The organism is Bacillus subtilis subsp. subtilis str. 168 (assembly GCF_000009045.1).
GTDB lineage: Bacteria > Bacillota > Bacilli > Bacillales > Bacillaceae > Bacillus > Bacillus subtilis.
This window is the reverse complement of record NC_000964.3, coordinates 1235835-1253707: the sequence shown is the minus strand read 5'-3', so window position 1 is coordinate 1253707 and position 17873 is coordinate 1235835. Positions and strand designations below refer to the sequence as shown.

General features: G+C 45.2%; 26 protein-coding genes, 1 other RNA gene, 1 pseudogene and 1 other annotated feature. Of the genes and pseudogenes, 8 read left to right on the top strand and 20 right to left on the bottom strand.

Annotated elements, in window-relative coordinates; genetic code table 11:
- Positions 1–68 precede the first annotated feature (68 nt).
- From spoVIF to yjzK, 4 genes are all read right to left on the bottom strand, one after another.
- The gene (gene spoVIF / locus BSU_11810) at positions 69–323 is read right to left on the bottom strand and encodes a sporulation-specific protein needed for heat resistance (protein ID NP_389063.2); all 255 of its coding nucleotides are present in this window, start codon (positions 321–323) and stop codon (positions 69–71) included.
- Positions 324–455: 132 nt separating this feature from the next.
- Positions 456–605 carry a putative type I toxin gene (gene yjcZ, locus BSU_11809; protein ID YP_003097705.1) on the bottom strand — a complete coding sequence of 50 codons (150 nt, stop codon included), beginning with the start codon at positions 603–605 and terminating at the stop codon, positions 456–458.
- Between the two features lie 29 nt (positions 606–634).
- Positions 635–850, bottom strand: coding sequence for a sporulation-specific protein (yjcB, locus tag BSU_11800; RefSeq protein ID YP_009513951.1), 216 nt, complete (start codon positions 848–850; stop codon positions 635–637).
- Positions 687–893 (bottom strand): hypothetical protein, encoded by a 207-nt coding sequence (gene yjzK, locus BSU_11799; RefSeq protein YP_003097704.1) that lies wholly within the window; start codon positions 891–893, stop codon positions 687–689. The genes yjcB and yjzK overlap by 164 nt, the downstream gene beginning before the upstream one ends.
- A 23-nt stretch (positions 894–916) precedes the next feature.
- Positions 917–1150: a sequence feature (Evidence 5: Unknown function), on the top strand.
- Here yjzK and BSU_11798 point away from each other — a divergent pair.
- A pseudogene (locus tag BSU_11798) lies at positions 917–1150 on the top strand. (Overlaps the previous feature by 234 nt.)
- 24 nt (positions 1151–1174) lie before the next feature.
- Here the strand turns inward: BSU_11798 and yjcA are convergent.
- Positions 1175–1531: a sporulation-specific protein gene (gene yjcA, locus BSU_11790; RefSeq protein NP_389061.1), complete on the bottom strand. Its 357-nt coding sequence runs from the start codon at positions 1529–1531 to the stop codon at positions 1175–1177.
- A 159-nt stretch (positions 1532–1690) separates the two neighbouring features.
- Between yjcA and cotV the strand changes: the two genes are divergently transcribed.
- From cotV to cotZ, 5 genes are all read left to right on the top strand, one after another.
- Positions 1691–2077 carry a spore coat protein (insoluble fraction) gene (cotV, locus tag BSU_11780; RefSeq protein NP_389060.1) on the top strand — a complete coding sequence of 129 codons (387 nt, stop codon included), beginning with the start codon at positions 1691–1693 and terminating at the stop codon, positions 2075–2077.
- A gap of 40 nt (positions 2078–2117) precedes the next feature.
- Positions 2118–2435: a spore coat protein (outemost layer) gene (gene cotW / locus BSU_11770; RefSeq protein ID NP_389059.1), complete on the top strand. Its 318-nt coding sequence runs from the start codon at positions 2118–2120 to the stop codon at positions 2433–2435.
- Between the two features lie 98 nt (positions 2436–2533).
- On the top strand, positions 2534–3052 hold the full coding sequence (cotX, locus tag BSU_11760; protein ID NP_389058.1) for a spore coat protein (insoluble fraction): 519 nt from the start codon (positions 2534–2536) through the stop codon (positions 3050–3052).
- Between the two features lie 151 nt (positions 3053–3203).
- Positions 3204–3692, top strand: coding sequence for an outer spore coat protein (crust layer, insoluble fraction) (cotY, locus tag BSU_11750; RefSeq protein ID NP_389057.1), 489 nt, complete (start codon positions 3204–3206; stop codon positions 3690–3692).
- Between the two features lie 127 nt (positions 3693–3819).
- Entirely contained in the window at positions 3820–4266 is a 447-nt protein-coding gene (gene cotZ, locus BSU_11740; RefSeq protein NP_389056.1) for a spore coat protein (insoluble fraction, crust layer), read from the top strand.
- A gap of 93 nt (positions 4267–4359) precedes the next feature.
- On the opposite strand, the gene cotO is transcribed toward cotZ, so the two are convergent.
- The 11 genes from cotO to kefQ all read right to left on the bottom strand — a co-directional run bounded on the left by cotO (position 4360) and on the right by kefQ (position 13352).
- The gene (gene cotO / locus BSU_11730) at positions 4360–5043 is read right to left on the bottom strand and encodes a spore outer coat protein (protein ID NP_389055.1); all 684 of its coding nucleotides are present in this window, start codon (positions 5041–5043) and stop codon (positions 4360–4362) included.
- A gap of 100 nt (positions 5044–5143) precedes the next feature.
- A complete protein-coding gene (gene fabI / locus BSU_11720) occupies positions 5144–5920 on the bottom strand; it encodes an enoyl-acyl carrier protein reductase (RefSeq protein ID NP_389054.2) in 777 nt (258 codons plus the stop codon).
- A 135-nt stretch (positions 5921–6055) separates the two neighbouring features.
- Entirely contained in the window at positions 6056–6871 is an 816-nt protein-coding gene (thiD, locus tag BSU_11710) for a phosphomethylpyrimidine kinase, 4-amino-5-hydroxymethyl-2-methylpyrimidine and 4-amino-5-hydroxymethyl-2-methylpyrimidine pyrophosphate kinase (RefSeq protein NP_389053.1), read from the bottom strand.
- Positions 6872–6889: 18 nt separating this feature from the next.
- Entirely contained in the window at positions 6890–7900 is a 1011-nt protein-coding gene (gene thiF, locus BSU_11700) for an adenylate transferase and sulfur transferase (thiamine biosynthesis) (RefSeq protein ID NP_389052.1), read from the bottom strand.
- Positions 7897–8667, bottom strand: coding sequence for a hydroxyethylthiazole phosphate synthetase (thiamine biosynthesis) (gene thiG / locus BSU_11690; RefSeq protein NP_389051.1), 771 nt, complete (start codon positions 8665–8667; stop codon positions 7897–7899). The genes thiF and thiG overlap by 4 nt, the downstream gene beginning before the upstream one ends.
- A complete protein-coding gene (thiS, locus tag BSU_11680) occupies positions 8664–8864 on the bottom strand; it encodes a sulfur carrier for synthesis of hydroxyethylthiazole phosphate (protein ID NP_389050.1) in 201 nt (66 codons plus the stop codon). The genes thiG and thiS overlap by 4 nt, the downstream gene beginning before the upstream one ends.
- Positions 8864–9973 (bottom strand): FAD-dependent glycine oxidase, encoded by a 1110-nt coding sequence (gene thiO / locus BSU_11670; RefSeq protein NP_389049.1) that lies wholly within the window; start codon positions 9971–9973, stop codon positions 8864–8866. Before thiO ends, thiS begins: the two co-directional genes overlap by 1 nt.
- A complete protein-coding gene (gene tenI / locus BSU_11660; RefSeq protein ID NP_389048.1) occupies positions 9957–10574 on the bottom strand; it encodes a thiazole tautomerase in 618 nt (205 codons plus the stop codon). Before tenI ends, thiO begins: the two co-directional genes overlap by 17 nt.
- Complete coding sequence (gene tenA / locus BSU_11650; RefSeq protein NP_389047.1) at positions 10549–11259, bottom strand: thiaminase II; 711 nt, start codon at positions 11257–11259, stop codon at positions 10549–10551. Before tenA ends, tenI begins: the two co-directional genes overlap by 26 nt.
- 78 nt (positions 11260–11337) lie before the next feature.
- An RNA gene (gene tswA / locus BSU_misc_RNA_14) (thiamine pyrophosphate riboswitch) lies at positions 11338–11446 on the bottom strand.
- A 61-nt stretch (positions 11447–11507) separates the two neighbouring features.
- On the bottom strand, positions 11508–13352 hold the full coding sequence (gene kefQ / locus BSU_11640; protein NP_389046.1) for a gated K+/H+ antiporter: 1845 nt from the start codon (positions 13350–13352) through the stop codon (positions 11508–11510).
- Positions 13353–13586: 234 nt separating this feature from the next.
- On the opposite strand from kefQ, the gene prpE reads away from it, so the two are divergent.
- A complete protein-coding gene (prpE, locus tag BSU_11630; protein ID NP_389045.1) occupies positions 13587–14321 on the top strand; it encodes a phosphorylated protein phosphatase E and diadenosine-polyphosphate hydrolase in 735 nt (244 codons plus the stop codon).
- Between the two features lie 12 nt (positions 14322–14333).
- On the opposite strand, the gene yjbO is transcribed toward prpE, so the two are convergent.
- The 4 genes from yjbO to yjbL all read right to left on the bottom strand — a co-directional run bounded on the left by yjbO (position 14334) and on the right by yjbL (position 17099).
- Positions 14334–15185 (bottom strand): pseudouridylate synthase, encoded by an 852-nt coding sequence (gene yjbO / locus BSU_11620; protein NP_389044.1) that lies wholly within the window; start codon positions 15183–15185, stop codon positions 14334–14336.
- A 62-nt stretch (positions 15186–15247) separates the two neighbouring features.
- The gene (gene ppnKA, locus BSU_11610; RefSeq protein NP_389043.1) at positions 15248–16048 is read right to left on the bottom strand and encodes an inorganic polyphosphate/ATP-NAD kinase (quinolate activated); all 801 of its coding nucleotides are present in this window, start codon (positions 16046–16048) and stop codon (positions 15248–15250) included.
- A gap of 18 nt (positions 16049–16066) precedes the next feature.
- The gene (gene relP / locus BSU_11600) at positions 16067–16702 is read right to left on the bottom strand and encodes a (p)ppGpp synthetase (RefSeq protein ID NP_389042.1); all 636 of its coding nucleotides are present in this window, start codon (positions 16700–16702) and stop codon (positions 16067–16069) included.
- A 28-nt stretch (positions 16703–16730) separates the two neighbouring features.
- On the bottom strand, positions 16731–17099 hold the full coding sequence (yjbL, locus tag BSU_11590; RefSeq protein ID NP_389041.1) for a hypothetical protein: 369 nt from the start codon (positions 17097–17099) through the stop codon (positions 16731–16733).
- A gap of 124 nt (positions 17100–17223) precedes the next feature.
- On the opposite strand from yjbL, the gene yjbK reads away from it, so the two are divergent.
- Positions 17224–17796: a putative RNA/thiamine triphosphatase gene (gene yjbK, locus BSU_11580; protein NP_389040.1), complete on the top strand. Its 573-nt coding sequence runs from the start codon at positions 17224–17226 to the stop codon at positions 17794–17796.
- The last annotated feature ends 77 nt before the right edge of the window (positions 17797–17873 follow it).

Below are 17873 nucleotides of genomic sequence, written 5' to 3'. Positions count from 1 at the left end.
CGGCAGATTACTGCCGGGTTTTTACTGTAAAAAAAGGCCCGCTGCAGTGAGTCAGCCAGGCCATCCACTTATTTATTATCCATCATTTTAGAAATCGTGCCAAAATCAAGCTTTTCTTTTCCGCTTGTAATAGATTCCACAATTTTATCTTCTAATTCTTTTGGCACGCGTCTGTTTGCCATCTGCGCTACGCGGTTAATCACACTGCGCACTGTATTTTCATCTTTAAAATTAGCGTTTTGGAGTGATCCGGCAAGATTCATTACATCCTGCATCTTCACACCTGTTTTCTTTTCGATGTTCTTAAAAAATTGATTATCCATAATGCGCCTCCTTTTGGCGGAGTAATACGGTATTGTATGAATGCACATAATACAATGTGCTTTTCCAACATTTTTAAAAATAAACACAAGGCAAGGAAGTACGGGTTATAACCCGTACTTCCTCAATACATCTTAAAAGAAAGATGCACCTACGATGATGAGGAGAATGAATAATACGACCAACAAAACAAATGTTGAACCATAGCCGCCGCCGTAACCGCCAGCATAACCGCCATAACAGCCGCCGCCGTAGCCGCCGCCGAATCCGTATCCAAAGCCCATAGATAAGCACCTCCTTTACTCTCTATACACTATGTGAGCTGCTGGGATCGGCTTGGATATTCGCATAGGGCGTTTGCGGATTTACGATTGATCATATTGAGCTTGATGTTTTTTAAGTAAGGCCTCCGTTTTTTCAGCCAGCTCTTCAATCTCATCTTCAAATTCCAGACCGGCTTTATCAAATGCATCCAAGTCTTTTCTGATACTGCCCATCGTGTCTTCATGCTCTTTTTGCTTTTGTTCATGTGGTTCATATCTTCCTTCTATCCATTTTTCAAACTCATTCACTTTTATCCCCCCGCTTATGATATATGCTGAGCGAGACCGCCTCGTTAAAAAAACAAAAAACCGGAGTTCTCCGGTTTCTTTGCCAGGCTATTGAGGCTTTTTCTTTTTATTTCCGCACCCGCAGCCTTTCTTTTTTATCTTTTTTGATTGATACGATGAATCTGTATATGGAGATTTTTGGGAAGGTTTATGATGCTGATTCATTTTTGTCCCCTTCCTTTCCTTATGTCATATATGCTACTTTATGCGTATTCTGACAGAAAGTTGCTGGTGGTAACGCCTTATTCTTGCAGCCATTTTGATACGAGCGTTTCTATAATGCCGGCAAGGCCGGCGATCGCCAAAAGTAAAATCAGCCACTGCGCCGCTTGCGGGATCACCGCCTGGCATAAAATCAAAAAGCCGGCACACCACACGCCTGTGCACCAATAGCAGCTCAGCAATTCACCAATAAACGCCCTGACACCGGTTCCCTTAATCACGATATAGGTTTCAATGTTCCCGTCCGCATCCTTTTCTTCCTTCTCTTCATGAAACAGACTGCGAAGCGGCGCCATAATCGTGTCAAACACCAGCAGGCGGGCGAGCCGAAAGACCGCAAGCGATAGAAGAACAATTGTCAGCCCATTTATAACCACTCGTTCACTCCTTTGCCAATCATGATCCCTTCACATATATGCCAAAACCCTATTCTTCATGAATTGTATCTTGTCCGGCAGAAAATTGGTTATTTTTATTATTCCGCTCTGCACCCCATTTGCATTATATAGAGTATGGATAAGAAAGGAGTGAAGGTTATGTCATTTGAAGAAAAAGTCGAATCCCTGCACCCTGCAATATTTGAGCAATTATCAAGCGAATTCGAACAGCAGATCGAAGTGATTGATTGCGAAAATATCACAATTGACACGTCACATATAACAGCTGCCCTTTCTATACAAGCCTTTGTGACAACCATGATTATCGTGGCGACTCAGCTCGTCATCGCCGACGAGGATTTGGCTGACGCAGTGGCAAGTGAAATTCTTATTCTCGATAGCTCCCAAATCAAAAAAAGAACCATCATTAAAATTATCAACAGCCGCAACATCAAAATTACTTTGTCTGCCGACGAGATAATAACCTTTGTACAAATCTTGCTTCAGGTGTTAAACAGCATTCTTAGTGAACTTGACGTCCTTTAACCCTTTCTTTTCACAAACTTAAAAGACGAGGTGAAAACAAATGTCAGATAACGATAAATTCAAAGAAGAGCTTGCAAAGCTTCCAGAAGTTGATCCAATGACGAAAATGCTGGTCCAAAATATATTTTCTAAACATGGGGTCACAAAAGACAAAATGAAAAAAGTATCAGACGAAGAAAAAGAAATGCTCTTAAATCTTGTAAAAGACTTACAAGCTAAATCACAAGCGCTAATAGAAAACCAAAAGAAGAAAAAAGAAGAAGCAGCCGCACAAGAGCAAAAGAACACAAAACCGTTAAGCCGCAGAGAGCAGCTCATTGAACAGATCAGACAAAGACGGAAAAACGATAACAATTAGCCAATCATAAAAAATAGGGTTCTTCATCAGGATATATGACTCAGTCAAAATAAGAGGCTCGCTCATTTAATAACAGTAAAAGAAAAGGAGGAATAGATATGGAAAGCAGACCATATTCTTGGGTTGCACTTGATCCTGACTGTGACCATCCGTTAGATGACAAAGAGAAAGATAAAGAAAAACACGAAAGAAAATGTCATTGCGACGTTTGCTGTAATGGCAATGGTTTTTTTGGCAACGACAACGCCTTCATCGACCAAGATCTAGCTCAAGCAAATCTCAACAAACAAGTTTCAGATGAAACGATTATTATTAGAGATTCTTGTGACATCAATGTTACATCTACAGACGTTCAAGCCGTAACATCAGTTGTAACAGCACTTAATGCCGCTGTCGTAACGGCAACTCTGACATCAATTGCAGACGGCGTAATTGCCGAATTAGTCGCACAAGATTTGTTACAGCTTACAGCTAACAAACAAGTAAACCGCCAAAAACTTCTCATCGAATGTTCCCGCGGCGTAAACGTCACAACAGTAGATGCCGATATCGCAACCCTTATTTCTACAGCAACAAATACACTCGTAGCCATCCTAGTTATCACTCTTGTCCTCTAGGACCTAAAAGCAGAGCTAAAAACGCTCTGCTTTTTCTTATTTTCCAAGCATATGATGAATATATAGACGTTCACCCACACCAAGTGGGGCACGGGTACATATGTTGTTAAGGACTAAAGTCAAATACCCTATAAAGAAGGAGCTGAAATCAATGAGCTGCGGAAAAACCCATGGCCGGCATGAGAACTGTGTATGCGATGCAGTGGAAAAGATTTTAGCAGAGCAGGAGGCAGTTGAAGAACAGTGTCCGACTGGCTGCTATACCAACCTTTTAAACCCTACGATTGCTGGAAAAGACACAATTCCGTTTCTCGTTTTTGATAAAAAAGGCGGATTGTTCTCCACATTCGGAAACGTAGGGGGATTTGTGGATGATATGCAATGCTTTGAATCCATTTTCTTCCGCGTCGAAAAATTATGCGATTGCTGTGCAACACTGTCTATTTTACGCCCGGTCGATGTCAAAGGCGATACCTTAAGTGTTTGCCACCCTTGCGACCCGGATTTCTTCGGGCTAGAAAAAACAGATTTCTGCATTGAAGTGGATCTCGGATGCTTCTGCGCGATTCAGTGCCTGTCACCAGAGCTAGTTGACAGAACATCGCCTCACAAAGATAAAAAGCATCATCACAATGGATAAACACTTGTAAAGAGGAATCCCCTTCCAAACTCTATTACAGGTGCAAATCATTCAGCTGCTTCCAGCGTGAGGCAGCTGACTCTCCATCATTTCGCCAGTCTCAAATTTATAAGGCAGGAGGGATAATATGAGCCAGAAAACATCAAGCTGCGTGCGTGAAGCTGTAGAAAATATTGAAGATCTGCAAAACGCTGTTGAAGAAGACTGCCCGACCGGCTGCCACTCTAAGCTTTTATCTGTAAGCCATTCGTTAGGCGACACAGTGCCTTTTGCAATATTTACATCAAAATCAACGCCATTAGTCGCCTTCGGAAATGTCGGCGAACTCGATAACGGCCCTTGCTTTAATACAGTATTTTTCAGGGTCGAAAGAGTGCATGGAAGCTGTGCAACACTGTCATTATTAATCGCATTTGACGAACACAAACACATTTTGGACTTCACCGATAAAGATACGGTGTGTGAAGTGTTCCGACTCGAAAAAACGAACTACTGTATTGAAGTTGACTTAGACTGCTTCTGCGCAATCAACTGCTTAAATCCTCGATTAATCAATCGTACACATCATCATTAATCATAAGCTGGAAAAGCTTGCAGGCCTGCAGGCTTTTCTCTATGTAAAAAAAGCTGTCCGGCAACATCAGCCGGGCAGCTTTTTTCTTTTTCGTTAAAAACCGAGCGGGTGCAAAGAGGTAATATCATCGATTGCCAGTTCGGTTGGGGCTCCGTTTCCGGTTGTTCGAAGCAGGACGGAATCATTTCTTCTTCCGACAATCACGCCCCTGTACGTTCTTCCATTGGCTTCAATCAAACAAAGCGCTCTCGGCATGTTATGAGGCAGCTTTGTTAAAAAATCAATTTTTTCGTGGATCGTCATCTTGCTCATCGGTTTTTTCACTTTTCGTGCCGGCGGTGCTTTTTCCTCCGCTTTATCAGCACTATGGACAGCTTCCGGTTCTTTCTCAGGCTTCCGGGCCTCAAGTGCAGGCTCTTCCTTTTTTTCTGCTTTCGGGGGCTCGTGTTCAACGGTTTCTTCTACGGCCTGCGGCTCTGCCTTCTGTTCCTCTTGGCTTTTTATGTTCTCTGGCTCTCTCGCCTCTTGTGTTTGCTGACTCACTGGTTCGGCTGCAGGCTTTTGGTCTTCTTGCAGGACATCCTGTGCCACGGCTTCCTCCTGCTGCTTCTCATGGTAAGCCGGCTTTTCCTCAGCTTTTGGCGGAGCGGGTTTGTCGGCCTTTCTTTTGATGACAATCTCCTGCATGGATGACCTTGTAGTTTCTGCATAATCCGGCTGAACAATATACATGAGCGGTTTTTTATCCGCGTTTCTTTTCTTATTAGACATCTTCATCCCTCCGATTGTGTCATATTCTATCTATATGACAGAAAGCTGAAAATCAGAAGAAATAAAAAAGCAATCCCTATTCGGGATTGCTTGATATAGATCCTGCTTAGCGGGCAGTGATATGGAAACCAGAATCAACGTGAAGATTTTCACCTGTAATCCCGCGGGACATATCGCTGAACAAGAACGCAGCTGTATCGCCCACTTCTTCAGGTGTTGTCGTGCGGCGAAGCGGTGCACGCTCTTCGATGTCTTTTAAGATAGAGTTGAAATCGCTGATGCCTTTAGCAGATAATGTTCTGATCGGGCCGGCAGAAATGCTGTTGACGCGGATATTTTCTTTTCCTAAGTCAGCAGCTAAATATTTCACACTTGCATCAAGAGAAGCTTTTGCTACACCCATGACGTTGTAGTTTGGCATCACAAGCTCTCCGCCAAGGTACGTCAAAGTGACAATGCTTCCGCCTTCAGTCATCATCGGACGTGCCGCTTTGACAACAGCAGTCAGAGAATATGAGCTGATGTTATGAGCCAAAAGGAAGCCGTCACGATTTGTGTTTAAGTACTCGCCGACAAGCTCTTCTTTGTTGGCAAACGCGATACAATGCGCGATACCGTGGATTACACCGACCTGCTCCTTAATGCTTGCGAAGCAAGTTTCGATTTCTGCGTCGTTTGTAACATCGCAAGGGAGGATGATGGAATCGTTGCGGTCTAATGTTCCGGCAAGCTCGTGAACGGATTTCTCCAGGCGTTCACCAGCGTATGTGAAAATCAAACGTGCACCCGCTTCATGTAAAGAACGCGCAATGCCCCAGGCGATGCTGCGTTTGTTGGCTACCCCCATCACAACAATGTTACGGCCTTCAAGTGAAAAATTCATATGTATAAAGCCTCCTATATTTAATAAAGACATAGTATTAGTACCTGATCTTAATTCCTATCATATCATAACCTTGTCCAGATGAAAAGCGCATACCGTAGCAAACGCAAAAGAGATCACCATCAGCTGGTGATCTCATCGGCTTGTATTTAAGCTGTTTCGTTTAAAAGCGAAATGGTTTGTCGGCCCGTGTCCCGATCCGATGCCGAGCGTATTTTCCACCGCTTCACGGACAAAGTTGGCCGCAACCTCAAATGCCTGATGGATGCTGTCTCCTTTAGCCGTTTGGGCCGTTAAAGCCGCAGCAAAGGTGCAGCCTGTGCCATGCGTATGCTTCGTATTGATATAAGGATGGGTGATTTGCATAAACATGCTGCCATCAAAAAGAAGGTCAGTAATGTGATTGTCCTCAGGCTGGTGCCCGCCTTTGATAATGACATGCTGCGCACCCATCTTGACGAGCTGCTCCGCTGCTTTTTTCCGGTCATCCAGCGAGCTGATTGTCATTCCTGTCAGCGTTTCTGCTTCCGGGACATTCGGCGTAATCGCGTAGCTTCTTGGAATGAGCAACTCCTTTAAGGTGGCAACTGACTCATCACGCAGCAAGGATGCCCCGCCCTTTGCGATCATAACCGGATCAACAATTACACGATTGAATCCGTACTCGTCAATTTTTCTTGCCACTTCTTCAATCATGTCGGCATTCCAGAGCATTCCCGTCTTAACTGCATCCGGTCTCAAATCCTCAGCAACAGCGTCAATTTGCTGTCTCAACGTCTCTACAGTCAGCGGATGCACCCCGTGAACGCCAAGCGTATTTTGAGCGGTTACCGCCGTAATCGCAGACATTCCGAATACATCAAGCTCTTGAAAGGTTTTAATATCAGCCTGTATCCCTGCGCCGCCGCCTGAATCTGATCCGGCGATTGTCAATGCTTTATATATACTCATTACACTACACTCCTTTTATTACCCAATCCATTTATGATAAATGGATTTTGCCCGGGCAATATCATTTGTTCCATGGATCAAAGCTCTGCCGTCCCGGAACAGCACCATTTTCATATCATCCGAGCGGCAGGAAATTAAATACGGGTTCGCAGCTACTTCAAGCCCGGCCTGCCTCAGCTGACCGGCAAGCGCTTCAAGATCCGCTTCTTTCGTAATAGATGATCTGATCTGCACCGTGTTCCTGCCGCACAATACAGCCGCTTTTGTTTGATTTTCATAAGACAAAAACGGAAAATCCTTTGTGCCGCAGCTTGGGCATGCGTCATGTTTGAGACTGGCCGCTCTCACTTCTGACCGCTCGTTTTTCCACAAATCAAAGGAGCGCAGCACCGGCTCGCACTCCTCTCCCGTCAGCAGTTTCAGTGCATCTGTTACCTGAAAGACTGCTACCTGCAAAACAGCCGGACTGATGATGCCAGCTGTGTCACATGTTGCTCCGCCAATCGGAAGTGCATCGAGCAAGCAATGCAGGCAAGGAGTAGAACCCGGCACCACGGTAAAGGTAAGACCGTAGCTCCCTACACAGGCACCGTAAAGAAAAGGAATCCCTTCCTTTACCGCAGCATCATTTACGATCAGGCGGGTTTCAAAATTATCAGCCGCATCCACAATAATCGATGCATCCCTAATCAGCTCGAAGATATTTTCTGCTGTCACATCCATGACAAGGCCGGTCACATCAACATCGCTGTTAATCGAACGGAGACGGCGCTCCGCAGCGGCTGCTTTCGGCATTTCTTTTTTGACATCATCTTCTGTATAAAGCTGCTGGCGCTGGAGGTTGCTCCATTCAACATAATCTCTGTCGGCAATTTTCACAGAGCCGACTCCCGCTCTCACCAGCATTTCTGCACTGGCTGTTCCGAGCGCGCCGGCGCCGATAATCACGGCGCGCGCTTCTTTCAATTTTTTCTGGCCGGATGGGCCGATCGGAGCAAACAGCTCCTGCCTTGAATACCTGCCTGTCATACAGGAAGACCTTCTCCCGGACTGCTTGCCGTTCCGTATTGCTTAAGCGGGATTCGGCCCGCCTCATAAGAAAGGCGCCCTGCTTCCACTGCGAGCTTCATGGCACGAGCCATTTTCACGGGATCGTCAGCGCCAGATACAGCCGTATTGAGCAGTACGCCATCCGCTCCAAGCTCCATTGCGTATGCCGCATCTTTAGGCGAGCCGATTCCCGCATCCACGATGACCGGTACTTTCGCCTGTTCAATAATAAACGACAGATTCAAAGGATTTAAGATTCCTTGTCCTGATCCAATCGGAGATGCACCCGGCATGATGGCATGAACGCCGAGCTCTTCCAGCTTTCTCGCCAGCACAACGTCATCCGACGTGTACGGGAGCACAATAAAGCCTTCTTCAAGAAGCTGTTCAGACGCTTTTAATGTCTCAACAGGGTCAGGCAGCAAGGAACGGCTGCATCCGATGACTTCAACTTTAATCATGTCACAAAGGCCTGAAGCTTTCGCCAGCCTTGCAATCCGAACCGCTTCTTCAGCAGTACTGGCGCCCGCTGTATTCGGCAAAAGCGTATATTTGGATAAATCAAGCTGTTCCAGAAAATTCGGCTGAGATGCTTCAAAAATGTTCATTCTCCTTACAGCAAATGTTAAAATATCAGACTCAGAAACAGCTACTGCTTCCTTTTGAATGTCAAACGATGGGTATTTCCCCGTGCCCAGCAGCAATCTTGATTGAAATGATTTTCCGCCAATTGTTAACATGCTCATCCGCCTCCTACAAAATGGACAATTTCAATGACATCACGATCACAAAGCTCAACCTCGTGATAGCGTTCTTTCCCGATTATTTCTTTATTTCTTTCCACGATAACGATTTTATTTTCAAGCTGATACGACGCCAGCAGGTCTTGAATTGTACCTGTGTCTTTTTTCCACTTCACGTCTTTACCGTTCAGCTGTAGCATCATATCTGAACCGCCTCCTTGCGATCAATTCGGAATGCGTGCAGCCAGTCTTGGTTGACCTCTTTATTCATGATGAGATCACTGATCAAAGCGCCCGTTGCGGGAGCAAGCAGGATCCCGTTTCTGAAATGGCCAGCCGCAAATAAAATACGGCTGTCCTCAGGATGTCTGCCGATGTACGGTTTTCCATCCTTTGTTCCCGGACGGAGTCCCGCCCAAAAACGATCCACCTTCATATTCTGTATAGCCGGCAGCATCGTTTTTGCTTTTTTCATAACAGATTCCAATCCGCCAAGATCCGGTGTTTCACTCCAGTCCCCCGGCTTCATTGTCGCGCCGACAACCAGTCTTCCGCTTTTTCTCGGTACGATATAGCAGTGATCATGGTAAAGCGTTTTTGTCAGCGGGATATCATCATTCCAAACGGACAGGCACTCCCCTTTTACAGGGAGAAAAGCATTGTTCAGTCCAAGCTGTTTAAAAAACATTCCGCTCCACACCCCGCTGGCAACGACAACATGATTAGCCCATACGTCTCCGCTAGGGGTCTTGATGAACAGGGCTTCACCGTCACGTTCGACATGCAGGACGGGCGTATGCTCAAAAATCTCCGCCCCAAGCATTTTTGCTGCTTTCACATATGCCTTGCAAACAAAATAAGGCTCCACATGCACATCATCCTGAATAAAAGATGCACCAAAGATGTCACCAGACGCATACGGCTCTTTTTCTAACACCTCTTCTTTTGAATACCAGCTGACAGAGTCCAAATCGTCCATCTGTCTCAGCTGCAGCACATCTTCTTCAGAAAATGCAAGCTTAAACATACCGCCGTTATGCTGCCTGATATCCACACCGGATAATGCATAAAGCTCTTCTCCAAGACCTTTGTACAGACGCTGACTGTGCATAGCGAAATCAAAAAACGCGTCACGTTCCTCGCATTCGGCATGGGCGCCCAGCATTCCGGCAGCGGCACTTGTCGTTCTGCCGCCCATTGTTCCGCTTTCAAACAATGCGGTGTTTTTGTTTTCCTTTGCCAAATAATAAGCAATTGCGGAACCGATAATTCCGCCTCCAATCACCACTGCTTCATAATGCCTTTTCATAGCGCATCTCCTTTAGCTTGCGGGAATATCGTCTGGCTGCTTCCAAAGGTTCAGCGGAAGAGAAAATTCCTGACATAACAGCAATGCCGTCTGCCCCTGCTTGTTTTACGTCTCTTAACCTGTCCGGCGTCATCCCCCCGATGGCTATAACCGGGATGGAAATCCGCTGTTTGATATCTGACAGCAAAGATACTCCTCTGCCTTCAAGACCCTTTTTGCAATCCGTTTCAAACACATGGCCGAACAGCACGTAGTCCGCGTCTTCCTTTTCTGCTTGAACCGCTTCCTCCAGTGAATGCACCGACCTCCCGATATGAAGGTGTGGAAATCTGGCTCTGATCTGCTTCGGTGAAAAGCTGCCGCTTGGCAGCTGCACGCGGTGAATAGTAGAGAAAAGTGCAATATCCACGCGCCCGTTCATCACCAATTTTCGTTTATCTATACCGCCTTCAAAAATAAGATCGAGCAGTTTCAAAATATCCGCCGCCGATTTTGAGCGTTCCCGAATGTGAATAAAATCAACTTCATTCTGAATCGTAATGATGATTCTCGCTAGCTCTTCTACCGGCTTGCTGTCATCCGTTATGGCGTGAAGCTCCACATTCCTCCACCTCTTTTATGGCGCTGTCAGACCAGCCTTCTTTTCGATAGGCCATTCCCCAAAATTGATATTCATAGTAGCTGGAGATGACAAAATTCTCTTTCATCTTGGCACGCACTTCCTCCGTGCTGTTTTCCGCCAGCTCATCAAAGCGGTTGATTTGCTCCTCGACCTGTTGTCTAAACCAATCACCGCCATATGTGCCAATCCACTTCTGATAAATTGGATGCCCCGGATCACAATGCAGCAATTTCTCACCAACCTCGTAATAGAGCCAATAGCATGGCAGCAGGGCCGCTAAGATTTCTGCGAAATTCCCGCTCAAAACCGAACGGTACATATGGGATGTATAAGAGTACGCCGTAGGAGACGGCTTAAACGCCTTACGCTCTTCCTCGCTGATTTCCAACAGCTCGGCAAACTCGCGATGAAGCGCCATTTCCGCCTCATATGTACCTTGGGCATGGCTTGCCATCCGCCCCGTTGTATAAAGATCCTTCGCATAAGCGGCACCAAATGACTGCACCTTTGCAAAATGCGTTAAATAATAGGAATCCTGAAGTACGTAGTATTTAAAACGGTCAATCGGAAGCGTTCCGTCACCGATTCCTTGAACGAACGGATGGACAAAGCTCCCCTCCCACCATTCTGCGGCTGCACTGCGGCATTCTTCTGAAAACTTCACAAATCATTCCCCCTCTGAAAATAAAAAAACCACTTTCCCGCAAGGAAAAGTGGTTTGGAATTGGCATAGTAAAATAACACAAATACCGCTCCACTTCCCTACGCAGGTCTGAACCTGTTCAAGTTATGAGGGTCTAAAAGTCACACTTTTATCTCAGCCCTTATGAAGGACACCCCTAGTGGTTAAACGAATACATATTGAATTGTTCTGCACCTCTATATTAACACGAATCCTTATTTGGTCAAGATTTATCCTTCCAATGTTTTCTTAAGATCCGTTACGTACCCCCGAGATCCGGTGACAATTAAACGGTCTCCAAGTTTCAGCCTCGTATCCCCATGAGGAACGATGCTGTCCACACCTCTGAAGATCCTGACAAAGATGACGTCACCTGTTAAAGGGAATTCCCGTAAAATGACACCATCATATTTACTGTTCTCCATATTAATTTGATACAGCGAAGACTCTTGGTTCGTGAGCAGCTTCATGACGCCAGGCGCTTCAATCAGTGCGCGAAGCAGCGTTTTTGTCGACAGCAGAATAGAAAAGATGCTGATTCCCTGCTCCTTCAGAGCTGCTTCATGCTCCGGTGATCCTACGCTTGCAATGACTCTTTCTGTGCCTTTATCTTTTGCAAGTAATGCAATGTCTGCATTCATATCTTCATTTCCTGTCGCCACAACGAGGATATCCGTTTCAAAAATGCCGAGTGATTCAAGCGTCTCGTGTTCATAGTCAGAAATTGTTTCAACAGCAAACACTGATTCTGACAGCTTTTCCTCCGCATTCTCTTGGTAGACGTGTACAACACGCACGTCATACTCTTCCTCTGGCAATTCGAGTGTGACAGGCAAAGTCATTTGATTGGCGCCAATGAACGTAATCGTCTTTTTCTCCTCCGGCTGCTCTTCCCGTTTGTATAATTTTTTAAAACAGATCGGCGTAAAAATACTTGCAATGACGGCTACTAAAATTAGCGCTCCTGACATATTTGTACTGATCACGTGAAGCTGCTGGCCGATTGTTGCAGCAGCAATCACGAGCGAAAGCGTTGATGTCAGCAGGAAACCAGACGCGAAAATGGTTCGGTTATCATACCACTTCTTTAAGTACATGACAGGAATGATTTTGCTGACTAACAGCGCAAGCAGCAGGAGCGGAATCATGATTAAAATTGTTTTATCCTGGAAAAGAGTCCAAATATCAAGCTTCACACCGACCATCACGAAGAAAATCGGTATTAAGAACCCATAACCGAATGAGTCCAGCTGCTGAACAAGTTCTTTGTTTGGCGAAAGCAGGGAAACAAGAACCCCCGCTAAGAAAGCGCCGAGAATATTTTCCGCCCCAAGTGATTCAGACAGGGCAACGAGTACAATGATTAACGTAAAAATGGCACGCGTCCCGATCTGGATCGTCCCTTTTGACATGGATTGAACAAAAGAGCGATGTTTGAAGACCCGGCCGAAAAAGTAAAGCACCACTCCGGCCGCAAACAGAATCATCAGGAGCCACATGTTTCCGCTGTCCTCTCCGTATAAAGAAGAAAAAACAGCAAGAAGAATCATCGTGGCCAAATCAGCAATAACAGCAACAAGCAAAATAATCTGCCCGATATTCGAATTCATGATCCGTTCTTCTTTTAATGTTGGAACGACAACGCCTAATGAAATCGTTGAAATAATCAGGGTCATCAAAAATGCATTTTGGATAAATCCGGCCAAGACGAACCCATAGGACAAGAGCAATGATAAAATAAAAATACCGACGAAAATAACAGATGCCGCAGCAAACGTATTCGGCGCTTCCTTGCCATTCGGCAGGAACTGCTTTTTCTTTCCTTTCTCAAACGACGAAAAATCAATTTCAAGCCCGCTTAAAAACATTAAAAAGATAAATCCGAGCATAGAGAGTGTCTGGAGCCAGGTGTCACCCTCCACAACTAAATTAAGGCCGCTTTTCCCAATTATCAGCCCCATAATGATTTCAGCAACAACAACCGGGATGCTGAGTTTAAACCGATGCAAAAGGATGGGTGTCAAAAATGCAACGATAAGTACAACAACTAAAGATGCGACAGATGTATGCGCCATAATCAGAACCTCCTTTTTAAGTCAGGGTTATGCTAGTTCTCACTCAGAGAACAAAACCTCATTTTTAAAAAACATAACGCGATTTTAACAAGGGTGATGATGAAAAATAAAGTGATAAGGTCTTAATCCTGTTTAGAAAATGATTCTTCTTCTATAATTTGCACATAAAAGCTTGTGATGACTCACAACACTTTGCTTCATAATAAATAAAACAATCGGTAAGGAGGAGACCGCATGGCTTACGATATCATCAGCGATATTCATGGCTGCTATGACGAAATGACTGCATTAATCCAAAAGCTTGGCTATACAATCAAAAATGGAGTACCTGTCCATGAAGAAGGCAGGGTGCTTGTTTTTGCCGGAGATTTAACTGACAGAGGGCCCAAATCGATAGAGGTCATCCGATTTGTAGCCGGCGCTTACGAAAAAGGCGCTGTGCGTTATGTCCCGGGAAACCATTGCAATAAATTATATCGTTACTTAAAAGGAAATCCGGTAAAAGTGATGCATGGTCTCGAAACAACAGCGGCAGAGCTTGAGGAACTTTCCAAAGATGAGAAAAAATCAGTCAGCGAACAGTTTATGAAGCTGTACGAAACAGCGCCGCTTTACGACATCTTACATAATGGAGAATTAGTTGTCGCCCATGCTGGCATAAGAGCTGACGATATCGGCAAATATACCCGCAGAGTGAAGGACTTTGTGCTTTACGGTGACGTGACGGGTGAAACATATCCGGACGGCAGACCCATCAGGCGTGATTGGGCGGCAGCCTATAACGGAAAGGCTTGGGTGGTATACGGTCATACACCTGTGAAAGAGCCTCGGAAGGTCAATCGCACCATCAACATTGATACAGGCTGCGTGTTCGGAAATCAACTGACAGGCTTTCGCTTTCCAGAAATAGAAACCGTCTCTGTTCCAAGCTCCCTGCCTTACGACGAATCAAGATTTCGCCCCATATAAAAAAGGAGAGAATCAATGATTCTCTCCTTTTATCAGTTTGCTCATGTCCTGAGGCAGTGGAGCATGAAACCTCATGTTCTCCTGTGTCAGCGGATGGATAAACGAAAGATGCTCGCTGTGCAGAGCCTGCCGGCCAATTTCCTGTCTCGTTCCGCCGTACAGTGTATCGCCGCACAACGGGTGCCCGAGATAGCTCATATGAACACGAATTTGATGGGTTCGTCCAGTCTCAAGCTGCAATGCCACCGAGGTCATGTCATCATTTGCACATGTGACGTAAAAATGAGTAACAGCCTTCTGGCCGTCTGGCGTTACCGTCCGTTCAATAATACTGTCAGGATGTCTGCCAATCGGAGCATCGACTGTTCCCTCCATCTGTGCCATCCGCCCGTGAACCACTGCCGCATACCGGCGTTTCACAAGGCCGTTTTTTTGCGCAGACGATAAAATGGAGTGGGCAAATCGATGCTTGGCAACAAGCATGATACCTGATGTATCCCGGTCTAACCGGGTGACAAGATGAACTGTCGCCCTCACTCCGGTTGTTTGATAATGATCAATAATTCCATTGGCAATGCTGCCGGAGGGGTGCTCTCTCGAAGGGATTGATGACACATACGGCTGCTTGTTTATCACAAGCACATGTTCATCCTCATAAAGGATATCGAGCGGAACAGGCTCTGCCAACAGCGTCTCGCTCACCTGCTCCTCAGGAAACTTCACGATAAGAAGATCTCCCTCTTTCAAAACGTATTTGACCGTCACATGCTCACCGTTAATCTGCAGGTCTCCCCCGCCAAACTTAATATCGGTCAGCAGACGTTTCGAAATTCCCAGTTCACCGGCATATTCTTTTACAGTCATCCCGTCCTCAGCGGAAGTAATGTTCTTTCTGATAAAAAAATGCTCCACGATATGTCCTCTTTCTATTCACCTTTTCCAATAAACGAATCCTGGACTCTTTTCCAAAATGGAAACGGACGGAATCTCGCAAACCGCACTTTTTCGGATGCAACTTGGCAGCGGATCGACTTTACATCCTTATGGAGAAGGGTTAAATGGTCAATCGTCACTTGAAAGTCAACTTCGTTTCTCGGCTTAATCATGCAATCATGATGGGATGGGAGAAGCAGAGGTGACCCGACCGTACGGAACACGCGGTTATTAATTGAAGCCATTTCCGCAAGCTGGATCGCCCTGATAGACGGATGGATAATCGCTCCGCCCAGCGCCTTATTGTAGGCTGTGCTGCCTGATGGAGTTGACAGGCAGAGGCCGTCGCCCCGGAAGGTTTCAAAGAGCTGCCCTTTGATTTCCACATCAGCAACAAGGCTTCCTTCGATGCTTTTAATCGTACATTCATTCAAAGCTAAGTATCTTTCTTCCCGCTCGTTTTCGTGATAGGTCACAATGACTTCGAGAAGCGGATATTCGACTGTATGATACGGCGTTTTCGCGATGGCAAGAACAAGTTTTTCAATTTCATGAGGAACCCAGTCGGCATAAAAACCCAGATGACCTGTGTGAACGCCGACAAATGCTGTTTTGTCCAAACGGTCGCTGTATCTGTGAAAAGCATACAAAAGCGTTCCGTCGCCTCCGACTGAAATAACGATTTCCGGTTCATTTTCATCCAGTTCCATATCAAAATCCAATAAATACGCCTGTATTTTGCTTTTCAGCGTATCAGAAACTTGATCTCCTTTTGATGATACGGCAAATTTCATGCTCTTCTTCCCCTTTACCTATTGTTGCTCGCTTCCTTTTTTCTTTCTTGAAAAGGCAGCTTGAGCTTCCTGTACTTCACCCCTGATCTCCGACATCTCTTCATCAAGCCGGGAAGCCGCTTCAGAAGCGCGCTGAAGCCTTAGTTTTACTTTTTCAGGAATGTTTCCGCTGTATTTATAATTCAATGAATGTTCAATGGTCGCCCAAAAATTCATCGCCAGTGTACGGATCTGTATTTCTACGAGAACATGCTTTTCTCCGGATACCGTCTGCAAAGGGTACAGCACAACAAGATGGTATGATCGGTATCCGCTCTCTTTATGTTCCGCAATATAATCCCTCTGATCCACAACGGTGAAATCTTTTCTGGCAAAAAGCATCTCTTTTACGATTTGGATGTCATCGACAAATTGGCACATGATTCTAAGGCCAGCAATGTCCTGCATGGTTTCAATTTCATGCAGCGGTATGCTTTTCCGTCTCGCTTTTTCAAGTATGCTCGCCACAGGCTTGACGCGTCCGGTCACAAATTCGATCGGTGAATGGTCGTCCTCGTATTCATATAGTGTGCGGATCCCCTTGAGCTTCACTTTCAACTCTTCGACAGCCTGGCGGTACGGCACTAAAAAACGCTCCCATTGTTTGTCATCCATCATACATCCCCCAATTCCGAACCAGTTTCTATAAAAACACGCGTTTCACTTTTTCTTCCATTTCTTCTCCATAGTTTGCATTATCTTTTATATTTTCTAAAAGATATTCCAGCTCCTCATGCAGGCCTGCCAGTTCAATTGTTTGGTCTCCTGCCTCTAAAACAACCGGTATTTTTTGTGCATGGGCCTGCTTCAGTTCCGGCCATACATGTTCCTTTATAATGACATATTCAAAAGAATCAGCTAATTCAAGTATGTATACAAAAGCAAAGTGGTCAGAATCAACAAGCATTTGACCTGACGGCTTGCGTTCCGCTTCGTTTCCTTCTGTCTGACAGGCAAGGCGAAGCTGATCATCCGATAATGTTGCATTCAAAATTTCGATTCTGTTTTGCATAATGCTCTCCTTTTTTAAACAAAGTACAGATTCATTTTATCATATCGAGCTCGATATTGATAAACCTAACATCTAAAGAGATAATAGTAAAAATAAGATTTACAGGGCGGAAAGGAAGAGCATCATGAGCCAAGAGATTGAAATCGAATTTAAAAACATGCTGACCAAACAAGAATTCAAAAACATAGCATCGGCACTCCAGCTGACAGAAAAAGATTTTACAGATCAAAAGAATCATTATTTTGATACAGACAGCTTCGCGCTGAAACAAAAACATGCTGCGCTTCGTATCCGCAGAAAAAACGGAAAGTATGTCCTTACATTAAAGGAGCCGGCTGATGTGGGGCTTCTGGAAACGCACCAGCAGCTTTCAGAGGTATCAGATCTCGCTGGATTTTCAGTTCCCGAGGGCCCTGTGAAGGACCAGCTGCACAAGCTTCAGATCGATACGGATGCCATACAATACTTTGGATCTTTAGCAACAAACCGTGCGGAAAAAGAAACAGAAAAAGGCTTAATAGTTTTAGACCACAGCCGATATTTAAATAAAGAGGACTATGAAATTGAATTTGAGGCGGCGGATTGGCATGAGGGCAGACAAGCCTTCGAAAAGCTGCTTCAGCAATTCAGCATTCCTCAGCGCGAAACCAAAAATAAAATTCTGCGTTTTTATGAAGAAAAACGAAAGTCTATATAAGGTGGAATGACATCGTGAATGTAACGAATTGGGCAGCATTACTTCAGCTTCAGGCATTACAGTCCATATCTAATGCA